Origin of the sequence: Curtobacterium sp. MCPF17_001, assembly GCF_003234615.1 — a bacterium.
Taxonomy (GTDB): domain Bacteria; phylum Actinomycetota; class Actinomycetes; order Actinomycetales; family Microbacteriaceae; genus Curtobacterium.
The window spans coordinates 13,045-39,960 of the sequence record NZ_QKSL01000012.1 but is presented as its reverse complement, the minus strand read 5'-3'; the positions used below and the strand labels follow the sequence as shown (position 1 = coordinate 39,960).

The window sequence follows — 26,916 nt, the reverse complement described above, 5'->3', positions numbered from 1 at the left end:
CGGCCGACTTAAGATCGGGTCATGTCCCTCACCGCTCCCGCGCAGGCCCAGGCGGGTACGCCGCTCGTCGACACGCTGACCGCCGCCCGCGCAGCCGCGACGGTGCTGGCGACCACGACGACGGCCGTCAAGGACGCCGCCCTGCGGGCGATCGCCCTCGGGCTGCGCGCCGCGACGGCCGAGATCGTCACCGCGAACCACGAGGACCTGATCGCGGGTCAGGACGGCGGACTGACCTCGGGCCTGCTGGACCGATTGCGTCTCGACGTCGACCGCGTGGACGCCCTGGCCGACGCGGTCGAGCACGTGGTGGGGCTGACCGACCCGGTGGGGGAGCACGTCCGCGGCTCGGTCCTGCCGAACGGGCTGCAGCTCGCGCAGGTGCGGGTGCCGTTCGGGGTGGTCGGCGCCATCTACGAGGCACGTCCGAACGTCACCGTCGACATCGCCGCCCTGGCGCTGAAGTCCGGCAACGCCGTGGTCCTCCGCGGCGGATCGGCGGCGCTCCGCACCAACGCCGTGCTCGTGCGGCGGATCCAGGACGCGATCGCCTCGGTCGGGCTGCCGCGCGAGCTCGTGCAGACGATCGATCCGCTCGGACGCGCCGGGGCGACCGGTCTCATGCGGGCCCGCGGCCTGGTCGACGTGCTCATCCCGCGCGGCAGCGCCTCCCTCATCCAGACCGTCGTCACCGAGTCGCAGGTGCCCGTCATCGAGACCGGCGCGGGGGTCGTGCACGTCTTCCTCGACGAGTCGGCACCGGTCGACCGTGCCGTGGACATCGTCCTCAACAGCAAGGTCCAGCGACCGAGCGTCTGCAACGCCCTCGAGACGCTGCTCGTGCACGAGCGGGCGGCCGAGCGGCTCCTGCCGGTGTTGGCCGACCGCCTCCGGGCCGCCGGCGTGACCCTGCGGGGCGACGATGCCACCCGGACCATCGTCCCCGGGGTGCTGCGTGCGACCGAGGCCGACTGGGCCACCGAGTCGATGGACCTCGATCTGTCGATCCGTGTCGTGCCGGACGTCGACGCCGCGATGGCGCACATCGCGCAGTGGTCCACCCACCACACCGAGTCGATCGTCACGAACGACGTCGACACGGCCGAGCACTTCCTGGCGGGCGTCGACTCGGCGGTCGTGATGGTGAACGCGTCGACGCGGTTCACGGACGGCGGGGAGTTCGGGTTCGGCGCCGAGGTCGGCATCTCCACGCAGAAGCTGCACGCGCGAGGCCCGATGGGGCTGCCTGAACTCACGAGCACCAAGTGGCTCGTGCGCGGGCAGGGACACATCCGCGGCTAGGATGGTCCGGAGTCTTCCTCGATCGATCGGAGCACTGCCAGATGTCACTCCTCGCTGAAGCCGCAGAACACGCGGCCGGCGTCCCCGCGATCGTCTTCCCGATCGTCGCGGCCTGCGTCTTCACCCTCCTCGGCTTCGTCACGTGGAGCTTCCGCGACGTCGCCTACCGCCACTCGCACAAGTTCCAGGCCACCCGGCAGCACGAGACCGGTGTGGACGAGTTCGGCCACTCCAAGATCTGATCCGCCACCCGATGCTCGAGAGCACGGGTCGGCCGCGCATCGGGGTGATGGGCGGGACGTTCGACCCCATCCACCACGGTCACCTCGTGGCGGCGTCCGAGGTCGCGATGCACTTCGACCTGGACGAGGTCGTGTTCGTCCCGACCGGCCAGCCGTACATGAAGTCCGACGTCACGGACGCCGAGCACCGGTACCTGATGACCGTGATCGCGACCGCGTCGAACCCGATGTTCACGGTCAGCCGCGTGGACATCGACCGGCCGGGCCCGACCTACACCGTCGACACCCTCCGCGACCTGCACGAGCAGCGGCCCGACGCCCAGCTCGTCTTCATCTCCGGGGCGGACGCCGTCCAGCAGATCGTCGACTGGAAAGACCACGACGGACTCTGGGACCTCGCACACTTCGTCGCCGTGACACGACCGGGCCACCAGCTGAGCATCACCGGACTCCCAGAACGGGACGTTAGTGTGCTCGAGGTCCCCGCGCTGGCGATCTCCTCGACCGACTGCCGTGACCGGGTGCGGAGCGGGTCCCCCGTCTGGTACCTCGTGCCCGACGGCGTCGTCCAGTACATCTCGAAGCACCATCTGTATCGGAGCGTTGCATGAGTCCGTCCGACGCGCAGCCGCCGCTGTCGCGGCGCCAGATGCGTGAGCGCGAGCGCGCCGCCTCTGGCGGTGCCCAGCCCGCGACGCCGCCGCCGACCGTCGCCGCCCCCGCAACACCGGAGGCCCGTCGTCGCCCCGGTTCGCACGTCGCCCCCGGTTCGGCCACGGCCAACCAGGCGGCACCGCGATCCGCGGGAGCCGCCACCGGTGTGTCCGACGTGCCCCCGGCCTCCGCGACCGAGATCGTCCCCGGCACCGGCGGGATGTCCCGCCGACAGCTGCGGCTGCTGCGCGAGGCGCAGCAGCAGGGCGGCCGTCCCGTCCCGCTGCAGAACCCGACTCCGCAGTCGTCCGACCGCACCGTGCAGGACGTCCTCGGCACGCTGACGGACCCCTCGTCCGTGCCCGCACCGGATGCCCAGGTGCCGCCGCTGTCGACTCCGGTCGAAGCCGCTGCCGCCGGCATCGGGGCGCAGTCCTCGCCGCTCGTGCCCCTCGGGTTCGACGCGCCGACGGACGAGCGGCCGGCTGACGACATCGACGACACTGACGCCGGGGCTGGGGCCGCGGCCGGGCTCGGCGCTGGGGCCGGGCTCGGGGCGACGGAGGTCGACGACGCTGACGCTGTCCAGGTCGATGGCTGGTCCGACGACGACGCCGTGCAGAGCCAGGCTGCCGAGGACGACGAGTCCTCGCACTGGCAGGACCCGAACCCGGAGCTCACGCACCTGGAACCGGCCGCTGTCGAGCAGGCCACCGCCGCCGACGGTTCGCCGGACGCCATCGAGCCCCTGGAAGAGGCGGCTGCGCACGGCGAGGAACCCCGCCAGCACCGCACGACCTGGGCGCCGCACGACGCCGACCCCGACGCGATCATGGCCGCGACCGACGACGTCGCCGCGCCCGCCACCGAGCTGCCCGCCGCGGCTCCCGGCGTGTTCCCGCTCGACCTGGACGACGACGACACGAACGAGGTCCCGGTCGTCGTGCCGGCAGACGCGCCCGTCTCGGCGCCGACGTCCGCCGCGCAGCCGGGATCGTCCCCGCGTCCGACGTCCTCGGATGCGCCGCGCGAGCCGAAGCCCGTCACCACGGCGTTCCAGCCTCCGGCCGGCCACTGGTCGACCTTCGCGCACGACTCGAACGACGCCGAGGTGCACGACGAGGAGACCGGCACCCGCCGGGTCGCCGAGTCGCACACGAACGCCCTCATCCTGCCGAACTCGGCGCTGGCCGACCCCACCGGTGCGCTCAACGCCACCGGCGAGGTCATCCTCACCGGTTCGATCGACCTGCCTTCCTCGCTGTCCTCGACCGGGTCGCACCGGCCGATCGACGGCGCGGAGGTCGACCGCCTCCTCGAGCAGCACGACGAGCAGCCGGACACGGATGCCAGTCCCGTCCGCGCGAGCCGTGCCGTGTCGAGCCACACGTCGACCCGCCAGGTCGTGCTCGCCGCCGCCAAGCCGAAGGACTCCAAGACGCCGGTCGTGCTGGCCGTCGCCGCGAGTGCCGTGGGTGTCGTCGCTGCCGGTGTCATCGTCGTCGCACTCGTCGCGACGAACTTCTTCGGCTCCTGAGCGAGCCTCGAACTCCGTGGGCATGGCCCGCGTCAGCGGTCTGACCTATGATCGTGACCCATCATGAACATCCGGACGCACGCGTCGGGATGACCACCGGAAGGAATCCGTGACCGCCTCCGCTCGCGCACTCGAACTGACGCAGATCGCCGCTCAAGCGGCCGACTCCAAGCAGGCCGAGGACATCGTCGCCCTCGACGTCACCCGACCACTCCAGCTCACCGACGTCTTCCTGCTCGCCACCGGCCGCAACGAGCGCAACGTGCTCGCCATCGCCGACGAGATCGAAGACCGCCTGCTCCAGGTCGGTGCCAAGCCGCTTCGTCGCGAAGGCCGGAGCGAAGGCCGCTGGGCTCTGATCGACTTCGGGGACATCGTCGTGCACGTGTTCCACGAGGAAGAGCGCCAGTACTACTCCCTCGAGCGCCTCTGGTCGGACTGCCCGGTCATCCCGCTGGAGCTGGCCGCCGATCAGTCGCAGGCTGCCGAACAGTCGGCCTGACGCCGGTCTCAGCGCGACGCGCCCGGGTGGCGGTGACGATTTCGTCACCCGGTGATCGCGTGGTGTACGCTGTACTGGTGCCTCCGGGGAACCGGGGGAACGAGAATCGGCCTCCGGGCCGTTTCGGTCTGGGTCTGTGGCGCAGCTGGTAGCGCACCTGCATGGCATGCAGGGGGTCAGGGGTTCGAGTCCCCTCAGATCCACCAGAAGCAAGGACATCACGAAGAAGCCCCGCCGCTCATGGAGCAGCGGGGCTTCTTCGTGTCTGGGCTTCTTCGTGCCTGGGCTTGCCTGTGCTCGCGGACCTGGGCTTGGGTGTCTGGGCTTGCGTGCCTGTGCTCGCCTGCCTGTACTTGCCTGTTCGGGCTTGCTGTCCCGTGCTTGCGGTTTTCGTGCCTACGGAGCCGGAGCCGGAGCCGGAGCCGGAGCCGGAGCCGGAGCCGGAGCCGGAGGCGGGCAGCCGGTCGCCGTCCGACTCGGTGCGTCCCGTCACCGGGCTGGCAACGAGACGCACCGAGTGATCCGCTGGTGACCGTCAGACGCGGCGCCGTGCGCGGGCAACCGCTCGGAGGCCGAGACCGGCCATCAGCAGGAGGAACGCGCTGATCGCGGCCGCAGCTGTCCCGACTGCTCCGGTGAAGGCGAGGGCGTGCCCGGTTGACCCGCCCGGATGCGCAGTCGCGTCAGCGTGGTCGTCCGGCCCGCTGCCCGTCGACCCGCTGCTCCCGGGCCCGCCGTCTCCGGACCCACCGTCTCCGGACCCACCGTCTCCGGACCCGCCGTTCCCGGGACCACCGTCTTCGGGACCGCCGCTCCCCGAGCCGCCGCCCGGCTCGGGAGACGATGACGGCAGGACGCCGGCATCGATGCGGTCGTTCCGTTCGACGCCCTCGAGCGCCCCGTCCGGGCCCGTCCGCCGGGTGATCGTGATCGGTGCTGTCCGTCCGTCCGCTGCGACGTCGGAGTCGCGGGCGTCGTCGTCACCGACCGAGAGGATCGTGAACGCGCGATCTGGCACCGGTGCGACGGACACGACGTAGTCGCCAGGGCGCAGGTCGTCCACGAGGTAGTGCCCCTCCTGGTCCGTTCGCGCGACCCGGTCGACCTCTCGCCCCCGGTCGTCGGTGCCGTGCAACCGCACTGGGACGTCCGGGATCCCGGGCTCATCCGGGTCCTGCAAGCCATTGCCGTCCGAGTCCGTCCAGACCAGGTCACCCACGGCGCCCGACACGACCCGGACGGTTGCGGGGTTCGACCGGACCGGCAGCGCGAGGTCGGCGGAGCGGACCCCGAAGCGGTTCGTGTACCGGTCACCGTCCCGCTGCCCGTGGGTCGCGATGGACACGCGGTGGGACACGGTCTCCCCGGGAGCGATCCCGTTCGGGTCGTCGATCCGGATGGCAGTGACGTCGGCGAGGGTGTCCGGACAGCCGGCGCCGCCGAACGCGGTCTCCGCGCACCACGTCGTCGAGCCGCCGGGCTGGTTCGACTCGTCCGCGGGGTCGAGCGACACCGCCTCCGGGTCGGCGGCGGTGTAGACGACGGACTCCGCCGAACCGGCATCGACGGGACGGGCCAGTTCGACTCCGCCGTGGAACGACGATCCGTCGCCGGCATGCGGGAGGACGTCGACGAGTTGGACGTCGCGGACGGGATCCGTGTCGGTGTTCGTCGTGTCGAGCGACCACACCAGGTCGTCTCCCGTGACGACGACGGGGGCCTCCGCCCGCTTCTCGACGCGCAGGCCACCACTCGTGACGACCTGCACGGCCCGCGCGGCGGACCGGTACTCGGACGGAGACCGGTCCGTCGGAGCCGAGACCTCGACCCGGTTCTCCAGCGGCCCCGCCGGAGCATCCCGTGCGACGACGGCGGTGTAGGTGATCGGCGCGATGCGGGTGTTCGGCGTCACGTCGTCGATCGCCCAGGTCAGTCGCTGGTGCTCGGTGCCGTCGTCGTCCCGGACCGTGTCGACCGCCGGCTCGACGGACGCGCTGCCCGGGCTGTACGCCATGTGTGCCGGGAGGACGTCACGGACCGTCACCAGTCGTGGTCGCCCCGTCGTGTTCCCGTTCGTGAGCGACGGCGTGAGGACGTAGTCCACGGCGTTGCCGGGCACCACGGGAACCGGTGTGTCCGTGTCGTCCGCCGTGGCGGTCGAGGAGCTGGCACGCGCCACGGTCTTCCCGATCCGGGCCAGGTCCTCGGTGACGAGCACGCTGTCGGACAACCCTCCCGCGCCGAGTTCGGGGTCGGAGCGGGTGTCGTGCACCCAGTCGGGGTGACGGTCGCTGAAGCGCACGTGCCCGAAGTCGTAGGCACGCGTCCCGTCTGCGACCTCGCGGACCGAGACGAACGAGGACAGCGCGGCAGTGGTGCCACCGACGACGTCACCGCGGGCACGGACGGCGCCGACGGCGTCGATCCCGCCCGGCACCTCCGCCGGGTCCGTGAACCAGGGACCGCGATCGTCGTCACACGTGGCCCGGCGCTGCCCGTCCTCCGGACCGTCCATGTCGTACGCGGCGTACTCGACCCGCGCCTCGCGCAGCCCGCTGGTCCGGGCCGACGTCCCCTGCACCCGCGTCAGACGCTGCGTGTGCCGGTCGAACGTGTCGCACAGCACGGTGTTCCGGAACGTGTCGAGTCCGGGGTTCGAGGCGCTCACGTCGCTGCGGAGCACCGACCCGGGCGTGCTCCACGGGTCACCCCGACGCGCCGAACCGTCGCCGGTCCGACCGCTGTCGTCCAGCACCCTGAGGAGACGCTTCCCCGCGGTCCCGACGGCGTCCGCCACGATGTTCCGTGTCGCTCGGTTGTCCGCCACGGGTTCGGCGTCCCCTGGGAAGTTCGGTGCCCCTGACGCCGCGTGCGTCACGACGTCGCGGAACGTGTTCACCGATCCGAGACTCGTGCCGGCGGGTGGGTTCGGCACCCAGAACGAGATGTAGCCCGAGACCACGAACCCGGGGGTGTTGCCGACGACGGGGCCGCCGAAGGCGTTCTGCGTCGGCATGCGTGACGCGTCGGTGACGGTCCCGGTGATCGTCACGGAGACGTCCTGACCGGCACCGGACTGCTCGCACGTGAACCGGCCGGAGTCGGCGACCGCCCGGGGGCCACCACCGCTCCCCGCCGGCAGCGAGGCGAACCGGGACGAGACGGACGGGTCGTTCGGACCGCACGGCGGAGCGTCCCCGTTCCAGAGCACCGCGCCGGACGGCAGGTCACCGCGGAGCTGCGAGACGTCGTCGGTGAACGTCATCCGCCCGTCACCTGGAGCGAACCCGAGCAGGCCCTGCCCGGGGACGACCGGCTGCCAGTCGACGGCGATCGGGAACACGAGTTGGAACCCACGTGTGCCGTCGGGTCCGGTGACGTCCGGGCGCAGCACGGAGCCGACGACCCGCTTGCTCAGGTTGTAGCGGGCCGCCGCCGAGACGGTGAGCCGCGGCGCGGTCGCCGAGACCGGTGTGTCCGCGTCGTCAGCGGTGGCGGTCCCCGTCACGATGACGGCGTCGCCGTCGTCGAGCCCGGCGGAGACGTCGAGGACGACGGGCACCGCGACCACCTGGCCTTCCGCCACGTCGCCGAGGACGCAGGTGAGGTCGCGGCCGTCGATGCCCGAGCCGGACGCCGAACAGCCTGCGGGCAGAGCCGCCCACGACGTCCCGGTCGGCGCGGTGACGGTGAAGCGTTGCCGATGGCCGACACCGCCGTTCGCGTTCACGGTCACCCGGTACGTGACCGAGTCGAGCGTGCGGACGACACCGTTCGCCGGCCCGCTGTCGCCGCCGGGTCGGTCATCGGGGCTGAACGGCCCCGCGCCGTCTGCCAGGACGTCGATCGCCAGCCCGACCTGCGGACGCCCGGCCGGACCCGGGGGAGCGGCGGTCGCTGGTGCGACCGTTCCGATCGCGATGCTGAGCAAGGCCGTCGACGCGACGGCGATGCGCGTGGTGATGCGGTGACGCATGAGGATCCTCCGATGGTCAGCCGTCCCCGTTCCCCGTCCCCGTCCGGGCGGTGGAGGTGGTGACGGCGCAGGGAACGTAACCAGACGGCACCCCGGTCACCCAGTACTCGGTATTCCGTACTCCACTGGCGCCTCGATCGCCGCCCGGACGCGGCGCCCCGCTACGCTGAGCGCATGAGCAGCGCTGCGCCCCGGTCCGGAACCCAGACGTCCATCGCCTCCGACGGGTACACCGCCGAGATCGCGAGCGTCGGAGCGACCCTGCGCGCACTGCGGCACGACGGCCGAGACCTCGTCACCACGTTCGACGCCGACGACGTCCGCCCGGTCTTCCGCGGCGCCGTGCTCGCCCCCTGGCCGAACCGCGTCGTCGACGGCCGGTACACCTTCGACGGGGTCGAGCAGGAACTCGCGCTGACCGAGCCGAAGCGCGCGCACGCCCTGCACGGTCTCGTGGCCTGGACGGACTTCGCCGTGCTCGACCAGGACGCCGACCGGGTCGTCCTCGCCACCACCGTGCAGCCCCAGGAGGGCTACCCCGCCCGCGTCGAGGTGCGGGTCGAGTACCGCCTGGACGCCGACGGTCTGCACACCACGATCACCGGGACGAACACCGGGGACGACCGGGCACCCTGGGGGACCGGTCCGCACCCGTACCTCGTCGCCGGCGCGGGCACGGTCGACGACTGGACGCTGACGCTCCCGGCAGCCGAGGTGCTCGAGGTCACCGAGGACCGCCTGATCCCGACCGAGCTGGTCCCCGTGCACGACGAGTTCGACCTCCGCCGGCCGACGGCGATCGGCGCCCGCTTCATCGACCACGCCTTCACCGGCTTCGACCGTGACGCCGAGGGCACCGCCACGATCACCGTCACCGCGGCCGACGGGCACGGCGTGCGGGTCGCCTTCGGCAGGGACTGCGGGTGGGTGCAGGTGCACACCGCTGACCACGTCGTCCCCGAGTACCACCGCTCCGGCCTCGCCGTCGAGCCGATGACCTGCGCCCCGAACGCCTTCAACGCCGACGCCTTCGCCGGTGACGTGGACGCCGGACTCGTCGTGCTCGAGCCCGGCGCCGCGCACGCTGCCGCGTGGACGATCTCGGCGGTCTGAGCGTCACGGTGGACCGTCCCGCGGGCGTACCGCGGATCGCGGTCCAGCGGCTCGCCGACGTCCGGGACCTCGGCGAACTCGCCCGTCACAGCACCGCCGACCTGGCCTGGCTGGACTCGGCGCTGCCGGTCGGCTCGCCCGCAGCGGCGGCCCGCCGTGCAGCGTGGTCGGTCCTCGCCGTCCCGGACGGCCCCTTCGCCGCCCGCCTCCGGCACGAGGACCGGATCGCCCACGTCACGGTGTCGGGGTCAGCCGCCCGGTGGTTCGGGTCCAGCCGGGTCGAGAGCCGCCCGGCCTTCGCCGTCCTCGACGAGCTGCTGCGCCGCACCCCGACGCTCGACGAGCCGTTGCCGGGGTGTGCGTTCGCCCTCGGCTGGGTGGGCTTCCTCGGTTACGAACTCGGTCGCGAGGTCGACGGACCCGACCGGACCGCTGACGGACACGCCGACGCCGACCTCCGGTTCGTCGACCGGGCCGTCCTGGTCCACGCGGACGGCTCCGCCTGGGCGATCGCGCTGGTGCACGACGACGCGCCGACTGCCTCGGACGCGAACCGGGCGTGGCTGGCGGAGGTGCGCGCGTCGACGACGCGAGACGACGTCACGGTGGCACGCCCGAGCCTCCCGGCCGGCGACACGGTCGTCGTCGGGCGCGTCCTGGAGGCCCGTGGTCGCGTCCGCCGCGTCGCCCACGAGCACGCGGTGGACGTGTGTCGACACGAAATCCGCGAGGGCAACGCGTTCCAGGTGTGCCTGACGACCGCCTTCTCGGTGCCGGACGCCCCGCCGAGCCGCGACGGCGACCGGTACCTGGCGGAGTACCGGCGCGTGCGCGAGGGGGACCCGGTCCCGTTCGGCGCCTACCTGCGCTGGGGCGACCTGCGGATCGCGAGCCGTTCGCCGGAGCGGTTCCTGCGGATCGACGCCGACGGGAGCGTGCTCGCCGAACCGATCAAGGGCACCCGTCCCCGTCACCCGGACCCGGTGGCGGACGCCGCGACACGCGCGGAGCTCTCCGACAGCGCGAAGGACCGCGCCGAGAACGTGATGATCGTCGACCTGCTGCGGAACGACCTGCTGCGGACGGCACGCCCGGGCACGGTGCGCGTGGAGCGGCTCTGCGACGTCGAGACCTACGCCAGCGTGCACCAGCTGGTGTCGACGGTCGCCGGGGTGCTGCCGGAGGGCGCCTCCCGGGCCGAGGTGGTGCGTGCCGCGTTCCCACCGGGGTCGATGACCGGCGCGCCGAAGCGCAGTGCGACGGCGATCGCGGACCGCCTCGAAGCGGCGCCGCGCGGGGTCTACTCGGGGGCGATCGGGTACTTCTCGGCGAGCGGAGCGGTCGATCTGTCGGTGGCGATCCGGACACTGGTGACGGTCCTGCACCGGGACGGCCGCGTGTGGTCCCGGTCCCTCGGGGCCGGCGGTGCGGTGACGTGGTCCTCCACGGCGGCGGACGAGGCGGACGAGGTCGAGACGAAGACCCTCTCGGTGCTCGGTGGGATCGGGGCAGTGGCACGCTGGTGATCGTCGGGCCCTGACCGCTCGAACAGGTGTTCGATCTGTTGTCCACCTGATGTCGGTGCCGGTTGACATGATCGAACACATGTTCGAATATGAGGGCATGCAGACGGCGGCGGCACTCCGGTCGCCCGATGAGCGTGGCGACCGCGGACGCGGGGACCGGGAGCACATCGGGCGGAACGGTGCTGCCCGGGCTTCCGACCACGTCGGTGCGGCTCGGGCTGCGCTCGACCGGATCACCGCACTGCGCTCCCGGGTCGCCGACATGGAAGCGACCCGCGTGGACACCGAGGGGCTGCCCACGGCCGATGCCCTCGCGCCGCTGTTGCCCGGCGGCGCCATCCGCGCCGGTGGCACGTACTCCGTGCCGGAGTCGGTGCTGCTCGCCCAGACCATGCTGCAGGCGGCCTCCGCGGCCGGATCCTGGTGCGCCGTGGTCGGGGTGCCGTCCTTCGGCGTCGAAGCCGCCGCCGCGGCCGGCATCGACCTGGAACGACTCGTTCTGGTGCCGGACCCGGGCGACCAGTGGCTCGCGGTCACCGCGGCGCTCGCCGACGTCGCGCAGATCGTCCTCACCCGGCCGCTCGGCCGCGTGGTGCCCGGTGACGTCGCCCGGCTCTCCGCACGCCTCCGCCAGCGCGGGGCAGCCCTCGTCGCACTCGGTTCCTGGCCCGGCGCGGACGTCACCCTGCGGGTCACCGAGTCGCACTGGAGCGGCATCGGCCAGGGACACGGGTACCTCACCGAACGCCGGGTGACCGTCACCGCCTCGGGTCGGGCCGGAGCAGTCCGGCCGACCAGCACCGAGCTGCTGTTGCCCGCGGCGGACGGGTCGGTGCGCGCGGCGGTCCCGGTGGCGGCCTCGGCCGGTGGGCGGGTCCTGCGTCCCGTGGCGGTGGCATCGTGAGCCCCCGCGGACGCCGGGCTCTGGCCGCCGGGCCGCGTGGTGGTGCCGTGCTGCCGAGTGTCGGGTCGTCCGGGGTGGGGCTGCCGGGTGCCGGAGCCGTCCGGGCCGACGCGCTCAGCCGTGGTGCCGGTCTGCCGGAGCCCCCGCCGACCCGGACGATCGTGCTCTGGTGCCCGGACTGGCCCGTCATCGCCGCTGCCCGGGCCGCGGGCACCCCGCCCGAGCAGCCGTTCGCCCTCATCGCGAAGGGTCTGGTCTTCGCGAGCTCCGCCTCGGCTCGACAGGTCGGCGTGGTGCGCGGACTGCGGGTCCGCGAAGCACAGGCGCGTTGCACCGACCTGGTCACGCAGCCCTACGACGACGCACTCGACCACCGGGCGTTCGAGCCCGTCATCCGCGCGATCGAAGCCGCCGCGCCCGGGGTGGAGGTCCTGCGCCCCGGGACGATCGCGCTGCGTGCCCGCGGTCCGGCGCGCTACCACGGCGGCGAGCGGGCGGCCGCGACGATCCTGGCGGGCATCGCCGCCGACCACGGCGCACCCGGCGTGCGTGCCGGTGTGGCGGACACCCCGTTCGCGGCGGAGCAGGCTGCCCGGGCACGGCCGACCCGGCCGGGGGAGCGCGTCCGGATGGTGCCGGTCGGTGGATCGGGCACGTTCCTCGCCCCGCTGCCGCTCGGGGTGCTCGGCGACCCCGACCTCGCGATGGTGCTCGGCCGCCTGGGCCTCACCACGCTCGGCGACTTCGCAGCCCTCACCGACGAACAGGTGCGCGACCGCTTCGGCGTGCCCGGGGCGTTCCTGCACCGGCTCGCCGGGGGTCGCGACCCGCGGGAGGTCTCCGCGCGGGACGTCCCACCCGACCTCGAGGTCCAGGCGTCCTTCGAGCCGCCGCTCGACCGTGCCGACCAGATCGCCTTCGCCTTCCGTCGTTCCGCCGACGAGTTCGCCGCCAAGCTCCGGGCGGCTGGGCTGGTGGCGACGACCATCCGCGTGGGCATCGTCGACGAACGGGACGTCCTGCTCGAACGGGTCTGGGCGCACCCGCGGTGGTTCGACGCCGCGGACGTGGTGGACCGGGTGCGCTGGCAGCTCGCCGGTGGGGTCGACCCGACCGGGCTCGAGGCTCCCGTGACCACGGTCGTGCTCGAACCGGTCGCGGTGGACGACCTGGCGAACCACGAGCGCGGGCTCTGGGGCTCCGGACCGGACGAGCGGGTCCACCACGGGCTGGCCCGGGTGCAGGGCATGGTCGGGCACGACGGGGTCGTCACGCCCCGGATCGGTGGCGGTCGCACCCTGGCCGAGCGCATCGTGCTCGTGCCGTGGGGCGACACGCCGATCGGTGGCGAGCGTGCCCTCGCGGTCGTGCGGGACCGTCCGTGGCCGGGGAAGCTCCCCGGGCCCCCGCCGGCGACGGTCCTCGAACGACCCCGGCCGGTGGACGTCGTCGCGGCGGACGGCGGATCCGTGGACGTCGACGACCGTGGCGCCCTGACCGGGGAACCCGAGGGGTTCCGCTCCGACGGCGACCGCGGGGGACGGTTCACCGCCGTCACGGCGTGGGCGGGACCCTGGCCGCTGGTCGTGCGCTGGTGGGAGTCCGGCGGGCGACGGCTGCACCGGTTGCAGCTCGTGGACGCCGACGGGCGTGCCTGGTACCTGGTCCTCGCCGACCACCGCTGGTGGGCAGAGGCGATCGCGACGTGAAGGACGGTTCCTGATGGGGTACAACAACCCGCCGATCCCGTGGTCGCAGTTCGAGCGCGCCCTCTCCGACAAGCGGAGCCCGGGCACGACCCCCGAGGGCGACGGTGGGGACAGCCCGGCCTGGTCGCGGAAGCGTGCGCCGTACCGACCGGTGGACCCCGCCGCGCCCGACGCGCCCCCGGCCGTCCCGTACGCCGAACTCCACGCGCACTCGACCTTCAGCTTCCTGGACGGCGCGAGCCCGCCCGAGCACCTGTTGGAAGAGGCTGCACGACTGGGCCTCCGTGGACTGGCGATCACGGACCACGACGGCTTCTACGGGGCCGCCCGGATGGCCGAGGTCGCCGAGACGTACCCGAGCATCACCACGGTCTACGGTGCCGAGCTGTCGCTCGGCCTCACCGAACCACAGAACGGCGTCCCCGACCCCGAGGGCTCGCACCTGCTGCTCCTGGCCGACGGGCAGGACGGGTACCACCGGATGGCCGGCGCGGTGACGGCCGCGCACCTCGCCGCGGGCTCCGAGAAAGGTCGGCCGCGGTACGACCTCGACGACCTCGCGGAACGCTCGGGCGGCCGGTGGCGGGTGCTCACCGGCTGTCGGAAGGGCAGCGTCCGTCAGGCCCTCGAACGCGGCGGTGAGAGCGCTGCCGAGCAGGCCCTCCGCGCACTGCTGGACCGGTTCGGCACCGGCAACGTGGTGGTGGAGCTCTCCGACCACGGTGACCCGCTCGACAGCGCCCGGAACGACGTCCTCGCCGTCCTCGCCGACCGGCACGCGCTGCCCGTCGTGGCGACCGGCAACGTGCACTACGCGACCCCGGACCGGTTCCCGGTCGCGACCGCCCTCGCCGCGGTCCGGGCCCGCCGCAGTCTCGACGAGATCGACGGGTGGTTGCCGGCGGCCGACACCGCGCACCTCCGTTCCGGTGCCGAGATGGCGCGGCGGTTCGCGCGGTGGCCCGGAGCGGTGGAGCGGAGTGTGGAGCTCGCCGACGAGCTCGGGTTCGCGCTGCGCACGGCGAAGCCCGGCTTGCCCGACCTGGACGTGCCGGACGGTCACACCCCGATGAGCTGGTTGCGAGACCTCACATGGCGCGGTGCGCGTCGGTTCTACCCCGGGGACGCCGACGGGGTGCACGCCCACAAGCGGGTGCGCATCGAACGCGAACTGTCCGTCATCGAGGACAAGGGGTTCCCCGGCTACTTCCTCATCGTCCGGGACATGGTGCAGTTCGCCCGGAGCCGGGGGATCCTCTGCCAGGGACGCGGGTCCGCGGCGAACTCGGCGGTCTGCTTCCTGCTCGAGATCACCGCGGTCGACTCGATCCGGTACGGCTTGCCGTTCGAGCGGTTCCTGTCGTCGATGCGCGACGAGGAACCCGACATCGACGTGGACTTCGACTCCGACCGGCGGGAAGAGGTGATCCAGTACGTCTACGACAAGTACGGCCGGTTCAACGCCGCACAGGTCGCGAACGTCATCACCTACCGGCCCAAGGGTGCCGTGCGGGACATGGCGAAGGCGCTCGGCCACAGCCCCGGCCAGCAGGACGCCTGGTCGAAGCAGGTCGAGCGGTGGGGCTCGGTCACCGAGAGCCAGGACCACGACATCCCGGAGCCCGTGGTCGACCTGGCGCAGCAGGTCCTCGGGTTCCCGCGGCACCTCGGCATCCACTCCGGCGGGATGGTCCTGACCGATCGGCCGGTGGGCGAGGTCGTGCCGATCGAGCACGCCCGGATGGACGGCCGGACCGTCCTGCAGTGGGACAAGGACGACTGCGCCTACATGGGGCTCGTGAAGTTCGACATGCTCGGGCTCGGCATGCTCGCCGCGCTGCAGTACTCGTTCGACCTGGCCGCGGACCACTGCGGGGAACGGTGGGACATGCACGCCATCCCGAAGGAGGAACAGGGGGTCTACGACCAGCTCTGCCGCGCGGACACGATCGGGGTCTTCCAGGTGGAGTCCCGCGCGCAGATGGGCACGCTGCCCCGGCTGCTGCCCCGACGGTTCTACGACCTGGTCATCGAGGTCGCCCTCGTCCGCCCCGGGCCGATCCAGGGCGGCGCGGTCCACCCGTACATCCGACGCCGCACCGGCGAGGAACCGGTCACCTACATGCACCCGGCCCTCGAACCCGTGCTGGAACGGACGCTCGGCGTGCCGCTGTTCCAGGAACAGCTCATGCAGATGGCGATCGCGGTGGGCAACTGCTCCGGGGACGACGCCGACCTGCTCCGCCGTGCGATGGGGTCCAAGCGTGGCCTCGAGAAGATCGACCGGCTTCGGGACAAGCTCTACCGGGGGATGGCGGAGAACGGCATCCTCGGCGAGGACGCCGATGCCATCTACGCCAAGATCCAGGCGTTCGCGAACTTCGGCTTCGCGGAGAGCCACTCGATCAGCTTCGCGCTCATCGTCTACGCCAGCGCGTGGATGCGCCTGCACTACCCGGGAGCGTTCCTGGCGGCGCTGCTCCGGGCGCAGCCGATGGGCTTCTACTCACCGCAGACCCTCGTCGCCGACGCCCGGCGGCACGGGGTCCGTGTGCTCCGGCCGGACATCCTGCGGTCCGAGGTCGACGCGACCCTCGAGCCGATCGACGACCCCGACGACCCCGACCACCCCGATCGCCCCGACCGTTCCGCCGGTCCCACGGGTCCCACGGGTTCCGCCGCTCACGCCGCCGGCGGTCTGGGGGACGCGTGCCTGGCGACGGAGCAACCGCCCGTGCTGCCCTTCGACCGGGACGCCGAGGACGACACCGCCGCCCACCGACGGGACGGCGCGTTCGCCGTGCGACTCGGGTTGGCCGAGGTCGCCTCGCTCGGCCGACGCAGCGCCGAGCGCATCGTCGCCGAACGGCGGGCGAACGGGTCCTTCACCGACATGTCCGACCTGGCCAGGCGGGTCGGCCTCACCACGGCACAGCTCGAGGCCCTCGCCGCCGCCGACGCGTTCGAATCCCTGGGCATCGACCGCCGGGCCGGCATGTGGTCCGCAGCGCAGGCGGCGGCCGAGCGGGCCGACCAGTTGCCGGACACCCAGGTCGTCGTGCAGCCGCCGCTGTTCGGGCAGATGACGAGCGGGGACGTCCTCATCGCGGACATGTGGTCGACGGGCATGTCGACCGACGACCACCCGATGGGCCACCTCCGTCCGGAGCTGTCCGATCGCGGGGTGCTCAGCGTCGAGGACACCCGGACGGCGGAGACCGGTCGGCGCGTCGAGGTCGGCGGCATCGTCACACACCGGCAGCGTCCGGCGACGGCGTCGGGTATCACGTTCCTCAACGTCGAGGACGAGTCCGGGCTGGTGAACGTCATCTGCAGCGTCGGCGTGTGGGGGCGGTACCGGCGGGTGGCCCGGGAGTCGCCGGCGGTCATCGTGCGGGGGATCCTGGAACGCTCGCCGGACGGCGTCGTGAACCTGGTCGCGGACCGGATCGAGCACCTGCCCCTCGCGGTCCGGACCCGGTCCCGGGACTTCCAGTGAGCGCGGCAGTTCCCGTGAGTCCAGGAGCACCCGTGAGCGCGGCCCTCCCCGGATCCGTCAGCGCGGAGGGTTCGGCGTGACCCGCACCTCAGGGACGCGGATGGTGACCTCGAGCCCGCCGGTCGGGACGTTGCGGAGGGTGGCCGAGCCCCCAGCCCGTTCGGCGACCGCGCGGACGATCGCGAGTCCGAGTCCGGAGCCGCCCGGCATCGGGATGCCGGGCACAGCGTCCGGGTCGCGTCGTGACGTGCGGGCCTCGTCGGGCCGGGTGAAACGGTCGAACGCGACCGGTACGAACGACTCGGGGACGCCGGGGCCGTCGTCGGTGATCTGCAACACACCCTCGCCGGGGGTGGTCCGCCAGGTGACGACGACGCTGCCGCCGCGGGGGAGTGCGGCGACCGCGTTGCCTGCGGTGTTCGTGACGAGTTGCGCCATCCCGCCGGTGTCGAGCCGGTACCGCGGTTCCACCGTGCCGCCGCCGATGCCGGGGCCCGAGCCACCGACCGCGACGGGCGGGTCGAGTTCGAAGTCGACCGTGACGTCCTTGGCGCTCGCGATGAGGCGGACGCGGTCGACGGCGGCCATGACCTCGTCGCCCAGGTCCGACCACGCGGTGGCCGTCTGCGGGGCGCCGTCCGCCGATCGGCGTTCCGACTCCTCGATGCGGGACAGGGTGAGCAGGTCGTTGGCGAGCCTCGAGAGCCGGGCGACGCTGTTCTTCGCGCGTTCGATGTGGGCGGCGAGGGCCTGGGCGTCGTCCCCGTCCAGGGACGCCAGGTCGAGCTGGGTGGTGAGGATCGCGAGCGGGGTGCGCAGCTCGTGGCTGGCGTCCGACACCATCTGGCGTTCCCGCTCGGTGGCCTGGCGGGTCCGCGCGAGGAAGGCGTTCAGGGTCGTGGCGAGGGACGCCAGCTCGTCCTGCGCGGGGCCGACCGGCAGCTCGGCGCGCTCCGGGGCGACGGAGAGCCGTTCGGCCTCACGACGCATCCGGTTGACGGGACGCAGCGCCGTGGTGGCCAGCACCCATGAGGCGACGCCGAAGGCCACCAGGATCGCCAGACCGGTGAAGGACAGCGTGGTGGTCAGGTCGTCGACGACGATCGCCTCGGCCTGCGAGTTGCGGGCGGCGACCACGGTCCAGCGTCCGGCCTGGTTCACCGGGTGTTCGACGACGACGCGGTACTCGGAGTCGCCGACGTCGATCACCGAGGTGCCGGCCGGGGTGGAGCGGAGACTGCCGAGCGCCTGTTCGAGGCGTCCGGGCATCGACGACAGGGTGATGTCGCCCGTGGGCGAGACCACCGCGACGAACTGCGCGTTGCCGGGCGGGGAGAGGTTCGGGTTGCTGTCGACCTCGAGCGTGGCGACGTACGGGTCGGTGTCGGCGTCGAGCAGGGTCTCGGTGGCCCGCGCGACGACGCTGACGACCTGCAGGCGCATCACGATCACGAGCAGCGCGATGACGACGGCCGCGATCACCGTCGAGCCGATGGTGATGCGGGCACGCAGCGAGAGCGATCGCAGCGTCCACCGGGTCCGCCGCGCGGGTGCTGCCCCGTCCGACCGCGTCACGCGGTCGTCACGCGCCGATGAGGTCGAGTCGGTAGCCGCGGCCACGGACCGTGCTGATGGCGACGGTCGCCTCCTGCGCGACGAGCTTCTTCCGCAGGTACGAGATGTACTGCTCGACGACGTTCGGGTCGACGTGCTGCGAGCCGTCCCAGACCTCTTCGAGGATCTTCGGGCGGTCGACGACCGTGCCGACCGAGCGGGCGAGCAGCCGCAGCAGCGCGAACTCGGTGGGGCTCATGGCGACGCGCTGGCCCTTGATGGACACGCGGCGTGCTTCGGAGTCGATCGAGACGTCGCCGACCTCGATGGTGCGGGGAGCACCGACCGGTTCACGGCGGCCGAGCGCACGGAGCCTGGCGGTGAGTTCGGCGAACGCGAACGGCTTGGTGAGGTAGTCGTCGGCGCCGGCGTCGAGTCCGAACACCCGGTCGTCGACCGCGTCGCGTGCGGTGACGAGGAGGATCCGGACCGGGTCCTCCCGTTCGCGGACGCGTCGAGCGAGCTCGAACCCGGACATCCCGGGCATCATCACGTCGACCACGGCGATGTCGTAGGCCTGCTCACCGAGGGCGATCAGCGCCTCCACGCCGTTCTCGACCGCGGTGACGCGGTACCCCTCGGCAGCGAGCCCGCGCTCCATGAGCGCGCGCATCTCGTCATCGTCCTCGACCACCAACAAGCGCATCTGGACCTCCCGCGACCATCGTGGCACCGAACGCCGTCCGGCGGGCGGATCGGCGTCCGGCACGCCTGAACACCGTCACAGCACGGAGGGTGTCCCGTTGCGCCCGGTGGACAGCTCGAGACCGACGGGTACTGGCCGGGACCATCGCCTTGCTATGCTCCGGCCCGGACGCTGTACCCGACAGACCGTCCTGTACTGGGGGGCACCATGCACGACCCGGACCATCCGGAGATCGTCCGCCTGCGCGCCGAGCTCGACTCCGCCCGGGAGGGCGTCGTCGGTCTCGGTCCGCTCGACGGACCACATCGCGACCGCGTCGTCGCCGACCTGCTCGCCGCCGTGCTGGACGGAGCGGGTCGCGCCGCGCGTGCAGCCGGCCGGGAGGCCGTGGTCGCCGAGATCCGTCGGTTCGCCGACGTCGAGGTGGTCACGTCCGACCCGTCGTGGCCAGCGGCGGGGGTGTGGGCGGACCTCCTCGAGGCGGCGCGCCAGGCCGCGTGCGGCACGGACGAACCCGTCCGCTGACCCGACGTCGGAGCAGACTGCTCAGTCGTCCTCGCCGAGCAGTTCCTCACGGACGCGCCGGACGTCCTCCAGCAGCGCTCCGATGAGCACCCAGTGCCGGGAGTTCGGCCGGACGACCGCGAGCGGCGCGGTCAGCGCGTGCTCGACCGCGGTCGCCTCCGGTCCTTCGGCGAGCTCGCCCGGCGTGAGTCGTGCCGACTCGACCTGCGCGCCGAGGCGGCGGACGTCGGAGCCGATGCGGGCGACCTCGGTGGCGATCCGCCCCACCATCGGGTCGGCACGGAGGTCCGGGGCGGTGTTGTCCCGGACGGCGCGTGTCATGCCCGTGACCCGGGTGACGAGGACGCGCAGGTGTTCGGCGACGGCGACGTCCCGCTCGAGGACGGTGTGGTGCCGACCGCCGCGGGGGTTCATGGCGAGCGAGTCGCGAGCCGAGGTCAGCGCGGCCTCCGTCCGGCCGTGCTGCTGCCGGAGCGCCCGGGCCTGCAGCAGGGCTGCGTCCCACTGCTCGTGGTCCCACCCCTCGGTCAGGCCGACGGCGATGCGTTCGAACGCGGCGGCGGTGTCGCGGGCGAGTCGTGCGACGGCCAGGTGTGCGGGTTCGAGGAGGACCGGCGGCACGATGACGGCGTTCACCACGAGCGCGACGACCGCGCCGATCACGGTCTCGAGGATGCGGTCGGCCGAGTAGTTCGGCGTGACGACCCCGGCGGTCAGCACGAGCATCCCGCTGATGCCGACCTGCGTCGCCGAGGTCGGGGTCAGGCGCAGTGCCCAGGCGAGCAGGATCGCCAGGACGACCACGAGCAGCACGATCCACACCGCGTCGCCGAGGAGCAGGTGCACCCCGGTCGCCAGGACCACGCCGAGCAGGACCCCGGCGCTGCGCTCCAGGCCCTTCATGAACGACTGGTTGATGCTCGGCTGCACGACGAGCAGGGCGGCGATCGCGGCGAAGGTCGGGAACGGTCCACGGATCAGGAGCTCGCACAGCAGCACCGCCGCGACCACCGCCACCGCGGTCTTCACGACCTGGAGGAACGGGGTGCGGCTGGAGCTGCGGAGGCGCCTGACCGGGTTCACCCCTCCACGCTAGCCAGGAGCCGCACGCCGAGCCGCTCGGCAACGCGCCGAATCCCCGCACACACGGTTGACTGTGGCCGTGTGGCCCAACCATGAGCGTGTCATCCCCGAGGCCTTCGCCGGGTCCGGGACGTCCGTCGTGGCCGCCCGTGCGCACTCGGTCGAACCCTCGGGCAACGGTTACCTCTACGGGTACGAGGTCGACACCCTCGACCGGAACGGCCAGCGGGCCACCGTCCTGACCTACGTCGACACCGGCGGCGCCCACGACCAGAACAGCGCGATCGTCACCGACCCCGCGACGGGGGAGCCGGTGTCGGTGTGGGCCTACCCGAACGACCCGGGCCTCCCGGTGCTGCCGCAGGTGACCTACCGGGACGCCGTCGCCGAACTCCTGACCACGCTCGGGATGCCGGTGACGGACCCGACCCTGACGGTGGCCGCCTACCGGCCCGGCAAGCGTGCCGTGGTCCGCGTCGACGCACCCGAGCGCACCCTCTTCATCAAGATCGTCCGGCCGCACCGGGTCGCACCGATCGTCCGCACCCACGAGCAGTTCGCGGCGGCCGGGCTCCCGGTGCCGCGCGTGCTGGCGAGCCGCGGTGACGGGCTGCTCGTCCTCGAGCTCGTCCGGGGTGTCCCGGCCGGCAGCCGGATCGTCGAGATCGCGGACGACCCGCGCTTCGTGGCGTCCCTCGCAGCGCTGACCGGCCGCATCGCCGCGGTACCGATGACGCAGCAGGCGCGTGCGGACGCGATGGACCACGCGGACTGGCACCGCCGTACCCTGACGACCGCGCTGCCCGGGGACGCCGAGGAGATCGACCGCCTGTACGACGCGATCGGGCGCCGGTCGATCGGCTGGAACGCCGCGCAGAAGCAGGTCGTGCACGGTGACCTGCACCTCGAGCAGGTCTTCGTCGACGAGGACGAGCCGTGGCGCATCTCCGGCCTGCTCGACATCGACACCGCCGGTTGGGGGTACCCGGTGCGGGACGTCGGCGCGGTCGTCGCGCACCTCGTCGTCACCGGGCTGTGGCACCGCTCCCGTGGTGACGTGGACCGCGGTGCCGCCGCCGAGCGCCTCGCGGACGCCGTCGCCCGGGACTGGGCCGCCCGGAACCCGCAGGAGGCCGAGCGCCTCGGGCCGGCGATCGGGGCACAACTCCTCGCGCACGCGGGCGGGCAGGCGACCACCGGGTCGGTGAACGGGATCGCGACGGCGGAGCAGCTGCTCGCGGCGACGCGGGCCGCCCTGGCGGAGCCGGCCCCGAGCCTCCCGTCCGGTGCCGGCCGGCCACGCTCCGCACCGCACCGCTGACGCCTGTCCCGTCCGCCCTGCCCGTGACGCCGTGTCCCGGTCGGGAGGCCCGCCACGCGCGGGGTGTGGAGAGTCGCCTCCGTCGGTTCCGGGGGAGTAAACTGACCGCGCACGCACGGCGTGCTCGCATGTCGCGTCGATCCCTGCCGCGACGACCGGTCCCTGGCCGGTGCGGGCCGCAGCCGCGTCGCCTGGTAGGTCAGACCTCCAGGACGTTCTCCGGGGGACCTCCTCCGGGATGGGTGGCGTGCGTGAGACGCCGCCGGACTCCCGCGCAGACCGTCACATCGGCCACCGGCCCGCACCTGGGCCCCCGATGCGTCCTGTCGGAACGTGCCGGCGTGCTGCGGGCCACGGCGGCCCGCGGTGGACACCGGTGCGACGGCCACGACACACGGCAGCCGCACCACACGACTTCCGCCCGTACCGGGTGGCTCGCCCCGACGAGGGCGGAACAGGAGGAGCCTTGGCTCGATCAGGTACCCGTCGCGCTGCCGGTGGCACGCGGACGGCTGCGCGCCGGACCCGGCCGCTCGACAACGACGGCCTCATCCCCGTTCTCGCCCGCGCCGTGCGCGAGGTCGAAGCCGCCGCGCAGCGGGGCCCCCTCAAGGCGACGAACCGCACGAAGTTCCAGGCTGTCGCCCTGCTCATGCGCGAGGAGCGTGCCCGCGTCAAGGCGGACGCGACCCTCACCGACTCGCAGCGTGCCGAGCAGCTGAAGCGCCTCGACGGGGTCGCCACGATCCTCGCGAAGACCGCTGCGCGGGACACCAGTGTCATCCAGCTCCTCACCGAGGAAGCCTCGGTCTCCGAGGCCACGCGCACGGTGAAGCGCGACATGATGATCGCCGCCGGCATCGAGCTGCAGCCCGAGGACCTGGTCATCGCAGCCGAACCGACCGCTGCGGTCGAGACGCCCGAGCGGTCCGTGGTGCCACAGTCCGTCGTGCAGCGGCAGCTCGCGAACCCGTTCCTGCCGCCCGACTTCGCGCTCGCCGACCAGCCCGTGGCGCACCCGCGTCGTCTGGCGAACTGGGAGCTCTTCGGTCCGCTGTTCAAGTCGTTCGAGTACGGCGCCGGCGGCGGAGTGGCCTCCATGCCGCTGCCCGAGCCCGCCACGCTGCACACCCCGGCCGGTGCCTCGCTGATGAAGCACCAGGCGGAGCTCGTCACCTCGGCGGCGCAGGGGCACCGCACCTTCCTGCTCGCCGACGAGCCGGGCCTCGGCAAGACCGCGGAGTCGCTGCTCGCTGCCGACGCCGCGAAGGCGTTCCCGCTGCTCGTCGTCGTCCCGAACGTCGTCAAGACGAACTGGGCTCGCGAGGCCGAGCGCTGGGTGCCGAACCACCGGGCCACGGTCATCCACGGGGACGGCCAGGACCTCGACGGGTTCGCCGACATCATCATCGTCAACTACGAGATCCTCGACCGGCACGTCGGTTGGCTCGGGACCTTCGGGTTCAAGGGCATGGTCGTCGACGAGGCCCACTTCATCAAGAACAAGGACTCGCAGCGCTCGAAGTTCGTGCTGCAGCTCGCCGAGAAGATCCGCGAGCGCACCGCGAACCCGCTGCTGATGGCCCTGACCGGGACGCCGCTCATCAACTCGGTCGAGGACTTCCGCACGATCTGGGAGTTCCTCGGCTGGATCGACGACAAGAAGCCCCGCGCGCAGCTCATGAACGAGCTCGAGGAGATCGGGTTGACCCCCGCCGACCAGGGCTTCTTCACCGAGGCGCGCAAGGCCGTGATCGACCTGGGCATCGTCCGTCGCCGCAAGGTCGACGTCGCCGCGGACATCCCGGCCCGCCGGATCGCCGACATCCCCGTCGAGCTCGACGGCGACGAGGGCCGTTCGATCCGCGACGCCGAGCGCGAGCTCACCGCGAAGCTGGTCAAGCGGTACCACCAGGCGCTCGCTGCCCGCACCGGCCAGGCGCCGGTCGACGGCATCGACGAGAAGCTCGTCCGCCAGGTCGCCCGCTGGGAGCTCGAGGACCAGGACGCCTCGTCCACCGGGGAGAACGTGTTCTCGATGGTGCGTCGCATCGGCCGTGCCAAGGCGCAGCTCGCGGCGGACTACGCGGCGCAGCTCGCCTCGAACGTCGGCAAGGTCGTGTTCTTCGCCAAGCACCTCGACGTGATGGACCAGGCGGAGGAGGTCTTCGCCCGCCGGCACCTGCGCACCGCGACGATCCGCGGCGACCAGACGCCCGCGCAGCGCACGGCCGAGATCGACTCGTTCGTGAACGACCCCGACGTGGCCGTCATCGTCTGCTCGCTCACCGCGGCGGGCGTCGGCCTCAACCTGCAGGTCGCCTCCAACGTCGTCCTCGCCGAACTGTCGTGGACGAGCGCCGAGCAGACGCAGGCGATCGACCGCGTGCACCGCATCGGTCAGGAAGAGCCGGTCACCGCGTGGCGCATCATCGCCGCGCAGACGATCGACACCAAGATCGCCGAGCTCATCGACTCGAAGGCCGGCCTCGCCGCCCGCGCGCTCGACGGGTCGGACGAAGAGGTCGTCGACTCCGGCGACATCCAGCTCGACGCGATGGCGGCGCTGCTGCTCGACGCGCTCTCGCGGTAGGGCGCGGCCGGCTGGCTGGCCGGCTGGCGCCGGCTGGCCGGCTGGCTGGCGCCGTTCGGCTGCGCACAACAGGAACCCGCTCGAACCACGGGAGACCGTGGTTCGAGCGGGTTCCTGTTGTGCGGGTCCGGCTTGCGCCGGGCGCCGGGGCCGGGCGCCGGGCGCCGCCGCGCGTCAGACGCGCGACTGCACCTCGGCCAGGGACGGGTTCGTCGCCGTGCTGCCATCGGGGAAGACCAGCGTCGGCACGGTCTGGTTGCCGCCGTTGACCTCGGCGACCAGCTCGGCCGTGCCGGGCGTGTTCTCGATGTCGACCTCGCGGAAGGGCACGCCCGCCTTGGTCATCTGGTTCTTCAGTCGGGCGCAGTAGCCGCACCAGGAAGTCGTGAACATGGTGACGCCGCCGGCCTCGGGCACGAACGCGTCACGGGTGATCGTCTCGCTCATGTGCTCACGGTAACCCCGGTTCCCGGGAGGCGCGTCCGACCCCGCCTCCGGCCCCGCGTCCGACCCCGCGTCCGACCCCGCCTCGGGCCCCGCCTCCGGCCGCGGCTCCCTGACGAGCGACGACGGCCCGCCGCCGACCCACCCGTGGCGAGGACCACGCCGCCACCCTGGTAGACAAGACCGTGTGAGCGACACCCACCTCGAGATCGAGCGCACCTACGACCTGCCCGACGGCGCCGCACTGCCCGACCTGGTCGGCGCCGGCGGGATCATGCAGACCGACGTCCAGGAACCCTTCGAGCTCGACGCCACCTACTGGGACACCCAGCGGTACGACCTCGTCGCCGCCCACGTCACCGTCCGACGGCGCACCGGCGGACACGACGCCGGCTGGCACATCAAGCGCGCCGAGTCCGACACCGTCCGCCACGAGCAGCACTTCCCGCTCACCGAGGACCCGGACACCGTGCCTGTCGACGTCCTCGCCGCACTCTTCACCGAACGCCGCGGCCGCGGACTCCACCCCGTCGTCCGCATCACCACCACCCGCACCGTCACCCGCCTGCTGGACGAGGACGGTGACCAGGTCGCCGAACTCGCCGACGACCAGGTCGTCGCCGAACGCCTCGACGACGACGCGCCGGCGGACCCGAACACCTGGCGGGAGGTCGAGGTCGAAGCCGTCGAGGGCGTCGACCCGCAGATCGCGCACGAACTCTTCGCCGCCCTGGACGGCCGGTTCGCCGCCGTCGGCGCCGGCCCCGCCGCCGTCGCGTCCAAGCTGGCACGCGGGCTGGCGGGGGCACCGGCACCGCGCCTCCAGACCGAGGAGAAGCCGCACAAGGGCACCGCGGCGCGCGCACTCACCAAGCGGCTGCGGAAGCTCCGCGGCACGCTGCTCCGACTGGAGGCCGGACTCCGGTCCGGCGCACCGACCGACCTGGCCGAGACGGCCGAGACCGCGCTCGGCATCGCCGCCGTCCTCGGGTCGTACCGGCCGGCCTTCGCCGACGGGGACGAGATCGACCGGGCCGCCGCCGCGGCCGACGTACTCGCAGCCGTCACGGCACGAGCCGCCCTCGCCGAGTACCTGGTCGACCGACTGCCGCACGCGTCGAGCCCGGCGCAGGAGGCGCTCGTCGACTCCATCACCCGCGAGCGCGTCCTCGCCGCCACTCGCCAGCGCCGCGACGACGCCACCCGCGAGGTCGTCCTGTCCCTGCACGAGGAGTCGTTCCTCGAACTGCTCGACGCCCTCGACGACGCCGTCGAGCGCCCCCGGCCGACGGCGTGGGCGCTGCGCGACCCGAAGCGGGTCGCGCAGGACGTCTCGGCGATCGAGAAGCCGCGTGTCCGCGACCTCGTCCGCGTCGCCGTCGGGGACGACCCCGCCGACGAGGCCGGCGACCGCGAGGCGACCCAGCGTGCCTGGCACGCGACGCTCCGCGCCCGGATGGCGATGGACGTCCTCGGCGACGACGCGTTCCCGCACGCGCTGTGGAAGCGCATCGGCACCGCGGCCGACGTACTCACCGAGCGGGTCCGGTCGCTGCACGCGCTCGAGCAGCTGCGCGTGCAGGCCGGCATCGCGGAACGGGCCGGCGAGGGCACCTTCGGGTACGGGGTCCTGGCGGGCGACCGGGTCCGCGTGGCCGAGGAGTCCTACGACGAGGCGGTGCACGCGCTCAACCGCGTGTGACGGCGGCGCCCGGAACCACGACGG

19 protein-coding genes and 1 tRNA gene are annotated in these 26,916 nt (G+C 72.9%); 15 read left to right on the top strand and 5 right to left on the bottom strand.

Annotated features, from left to right (window positions below):
• Positions 1 to 21 precede the first annotated feature (21 nt).
• The 6 genes from DEJ24_RS11910 to DEJ24_RS11885 all read left to right on the top strand — a co-directional run bounded on the left by DEJ24_RS11910 (position 22) and on the right by DEJ24_RS11885 (position 4,443).
• Entirely contained in the window at positions 22 to 1,302 is a 1,281-nt protein-coding gene (locus DEJ24_RS11910) for a glutamate-5-semialdehyde dehydrogenase (protein ID WP_111078803.1), read from the top strand.
• Between the two features lie 41 nt (positions 1,303 to 1,343).
• Positions 1,344 to 1,544, top strand: a complete 201-nt coding sequence (locus DEJ24_RS11905) for a hypothetical protein (RefSeq protein ID WP_110903974.1) — start codon at positions 1,344 to 1,346, stop codon at positions 1,542 to 1,544.
• An 11-nt stretch (positions 1,545 to 1,555) separates the two neighbouring features.
• Entirely contained in the window at positions 1,556 to 2,155 is a 600-nt protein-coding gene (nadD, locus tag DEJ24_RS11900) for a nicotinate-nucleotide adenylyltransferase (protein WP_111078802.1), read from the top strand.
• Positions 2,152 to 3,735: a hypothetical protein gene (locus DEJ24_RS11895; protein WP_111078801.1), complete on the top strand. Its 1,584-nt coding sequence runs from the start codon at positions 2,152 to 2,154 to the stop codon at positions 3,733 to 3,735. Before nadD ends, DEJ24_RS11895 begins: the two co-directional genes overlap by 4 nt.
• Positions 3,736 to 3,844: 109 nt before the next feature.
• Complete coding sequence (gene rsfS / locus DEJ24_RS11890; RefSeq protein WP_111078800.1) at positions 3,845 to 4,237, top strand: ribosome silencing factor; 393 nt, start codon at positions 3,845 to 3,847, stop codon at positions 4,235 to 4,237.
• A gap of 130 nt (positions 4,238 to 4,367) precedes the next feature.
• Positions 4,368 to 4,443, top strand: a tRNA-Ala gene (locus DEJ24_RS11885).
• Positions 4,444 to 4,772: 329 nt separating this feature from the next.
• Here the strand turns inward: DEJ24_RS11885 and DEJ24_RS11880 are convergent.
• Positions 4,773 to 8,213, bottom strand: coding sequence for an SdrD B-like domain-containing protein (locus tag DEJ24_RS11880; protein ID WP_111078799.1), 3,441 nt, complete (start codon positions 8,211 to 8,213; stop codon positions 4,773 to 4,775).
• 174 nt (positions 8,214 to 8,387) lie between these two features.
• Here DEJ24_RS11880 and DEJ24_RS11875 point away from each other — a divergent pair, with 174 nt between their 5' ends.
• The 5 genes from DEJ24_RS11875 (at position 8,388) to DEJ24_RS11855 (ending at position 16,964) form a co-directional block, all read left to right on the top strand.
• Positions 8,388 to 9,326, top strand: a complete 939-nt coding sequence (locus tag DEJ24_RS11875; RefSeq protein ID WP_111078798.1) for an aldose 1-epimerase family protein — start codon at positions 8,388 to 8,390, stop codon at positions 9,324 to 9,326.
• Entirely contained in the window at positions 9,305 to 10,852 is a 1,548-nt protein-coding gene (locus DEJ24_RS11870) for an anthranilate synthase component I family protein (RefSeq protein ID WP_111078797.1), read from the top strand. The genes DEJ24_RS11875 and DEJ24_RS11870 overlap by 22 nt, the downstream gene beginning before the upstream one ends.
• 79 nt (positions 10,853 to 10,931) lie before the next feature.
• Positions 10,932 to 11,756: a hypothetical protein gene (locus DEJ24_RS11865; protein ID WP_258374801.1), complete on the top strand. Its 825-nt coding sequence runs from the start codon at positions 10,932 to 10,934 to the stop codon at positions 11,754 to 11,756.
• Between the two features lie 131 nt (positions 11,757 to 11,887).
• Positions 11,888 to 13,465 (top strand): DNA polymerase Y family protein, encoded by a 1,578-nt coding sequence (locus tag DEJ24_RS11860; protein ID WP_375334709.1) that lies wholly within the window; start codon positions 11,888 to 11,890, stop codon positions 13,463 to 13,465.
• 13 nt (positions 13,466 to 13,478) lie between these two features.
• The gene (locus tag DEJ24_RS11855; RefSeq protein WP_111078796.1) at positions 13,479 to 16,964 is read left to right on the top strand and encodes an error-prone DNA polymerase; all 3,486 of its coding nucleotides are present in this window, start codon (positions 13,479 to 13,481) and stop codon (positions 16,962 to 16,964) included.
• 57 nt (positions 16,965 to 17,021) lie between these two features.
• On the opposite strand, the gene DEJ24_RS11850 is transcribed toward DEJ24_RS11855, so the two are convergent.
• Together DEJ24_RS11850 and DEJ24_RS11845 are read right to left on the bottom strand one after the other, a co-directional pair.
• Positions 17,022 to 18,539: a cell wall metabolism sensor histidine kinase WalK gene (locus DEJ24_RS11850; RefSeq protein WP_111078848.1), complete on the bottom strand. Its 1,518-nt coding sequence runs from the start codon at positions 18,537 to 18,539 to the stop codon at positions 17,022 to 17,024.
• Between the two features lie 7 nt (positions 18,540 to 18,546).
• On the bottom strand, positions 18,547 to 19,224 hold the full coding sequence (locus DEJ24_RS11845) for a response regulator transcription factor (protein WP_110903965.1): 678 nt from the start codon (positions 19,222 to 19,224) through the stop codon (positions 18,547 to 18,549).
• A gap of 207 nt (positions 19,225 to 19,431) precedes the next feature.
• Between DEJ24_RS11845 and DEJ24_RS11840 the strand changes: the two genes are divergently transcribed.
• The gene (locus DEJ24_RS11840; protein WP_111078795.1) at positions 19,432 to 19,749 is read left to right on the top strand and encodes a hypothetical protein; all 318 of its coding nucleotides are present in this window, start codon (positions 19,432 to 19,434) and stop codon (positions 19,747 to 19,749) included.
• Between the two features lie 21 nt (positions 19,750 to 19,770).
• Here DEJ24_RS11840 and DEJ24_RS11835 read toward each other — a convergent pair whose 3' ends face one another.
• Entirely contained in the window at positions 19,771 to 20,832 is a 1,062-nt protein-coding gene (locus DEJ24_RS11835; RefSeq protein ID WP_111078794.1) for an aromatic acid exporter family protein, read from the bottom strand.
• A gap of 79 nt (positions 20,833 to 20,911) precedes the next feature.
• Between DEJ24_RS11835 and DEJ24_RS11830 the strand changes: the two genes are divergently transcribed.
• The gene (locus DEJ24_RS11830) at positions 20,912 to 22,153 is read left to right on the top strand and encodes an aminoglycoside phosphotransferase family protein (RefSeq protein WP_111237994.1); all 1,242 of its coding nucleotides are present in this window, start codon (positions 20,912 to 20,914) and stop codon (positions 22,151 to 22,153) included.
• A 466-nt stretch (positions 22,154 to 22,619) separates the two neighbouring features.
• A complete protein-coding gene (locus DEJ24_RS11825) occupies positions 22,620 to 24,746 on the top strand; it encodes a DEAD/DEAH box helicase (RefSeq protein ID WP_111078792.1) in 2,127 nt (708 codons plus the stop codon).
• Between the two features lie 174 nt (positions 24,747 to 24,920).
• Here the strand turns inward: DEJ24_RS11825 and DEJ24_RS11820 are convergent, their stop codons facing one another.
• Positions 24,921 to 25,193 (bottom strand): mycoredoxin, encoded by a 273-nt coding sequence (locus tag DEJ24_RS11820; RefSeq protein ID WP_110903960.1) that lies wholly within the window; start codon positions 25,191 to 25,193, stop codon positions 24,921 to 24,923.
• 184 nt (positions 25,194 to 25,377) lie between these two features.
• Between DEJ24_RS11820 and DEJ24_RS11815 the strand changes: the two genes are divergently transcribed.
• Entirely contained in the window at positions 25,378 to 26,892 is a 1,515-nt protein-coding gene (locus tag DEJ24_RS11815; protein ID WP_111078791.1) for a CYTH domain-containing protein, read from the top strand.
• The last annotated feature ends 24 nt before the right edge of the window (positions 26,893 to 26,916 follow it).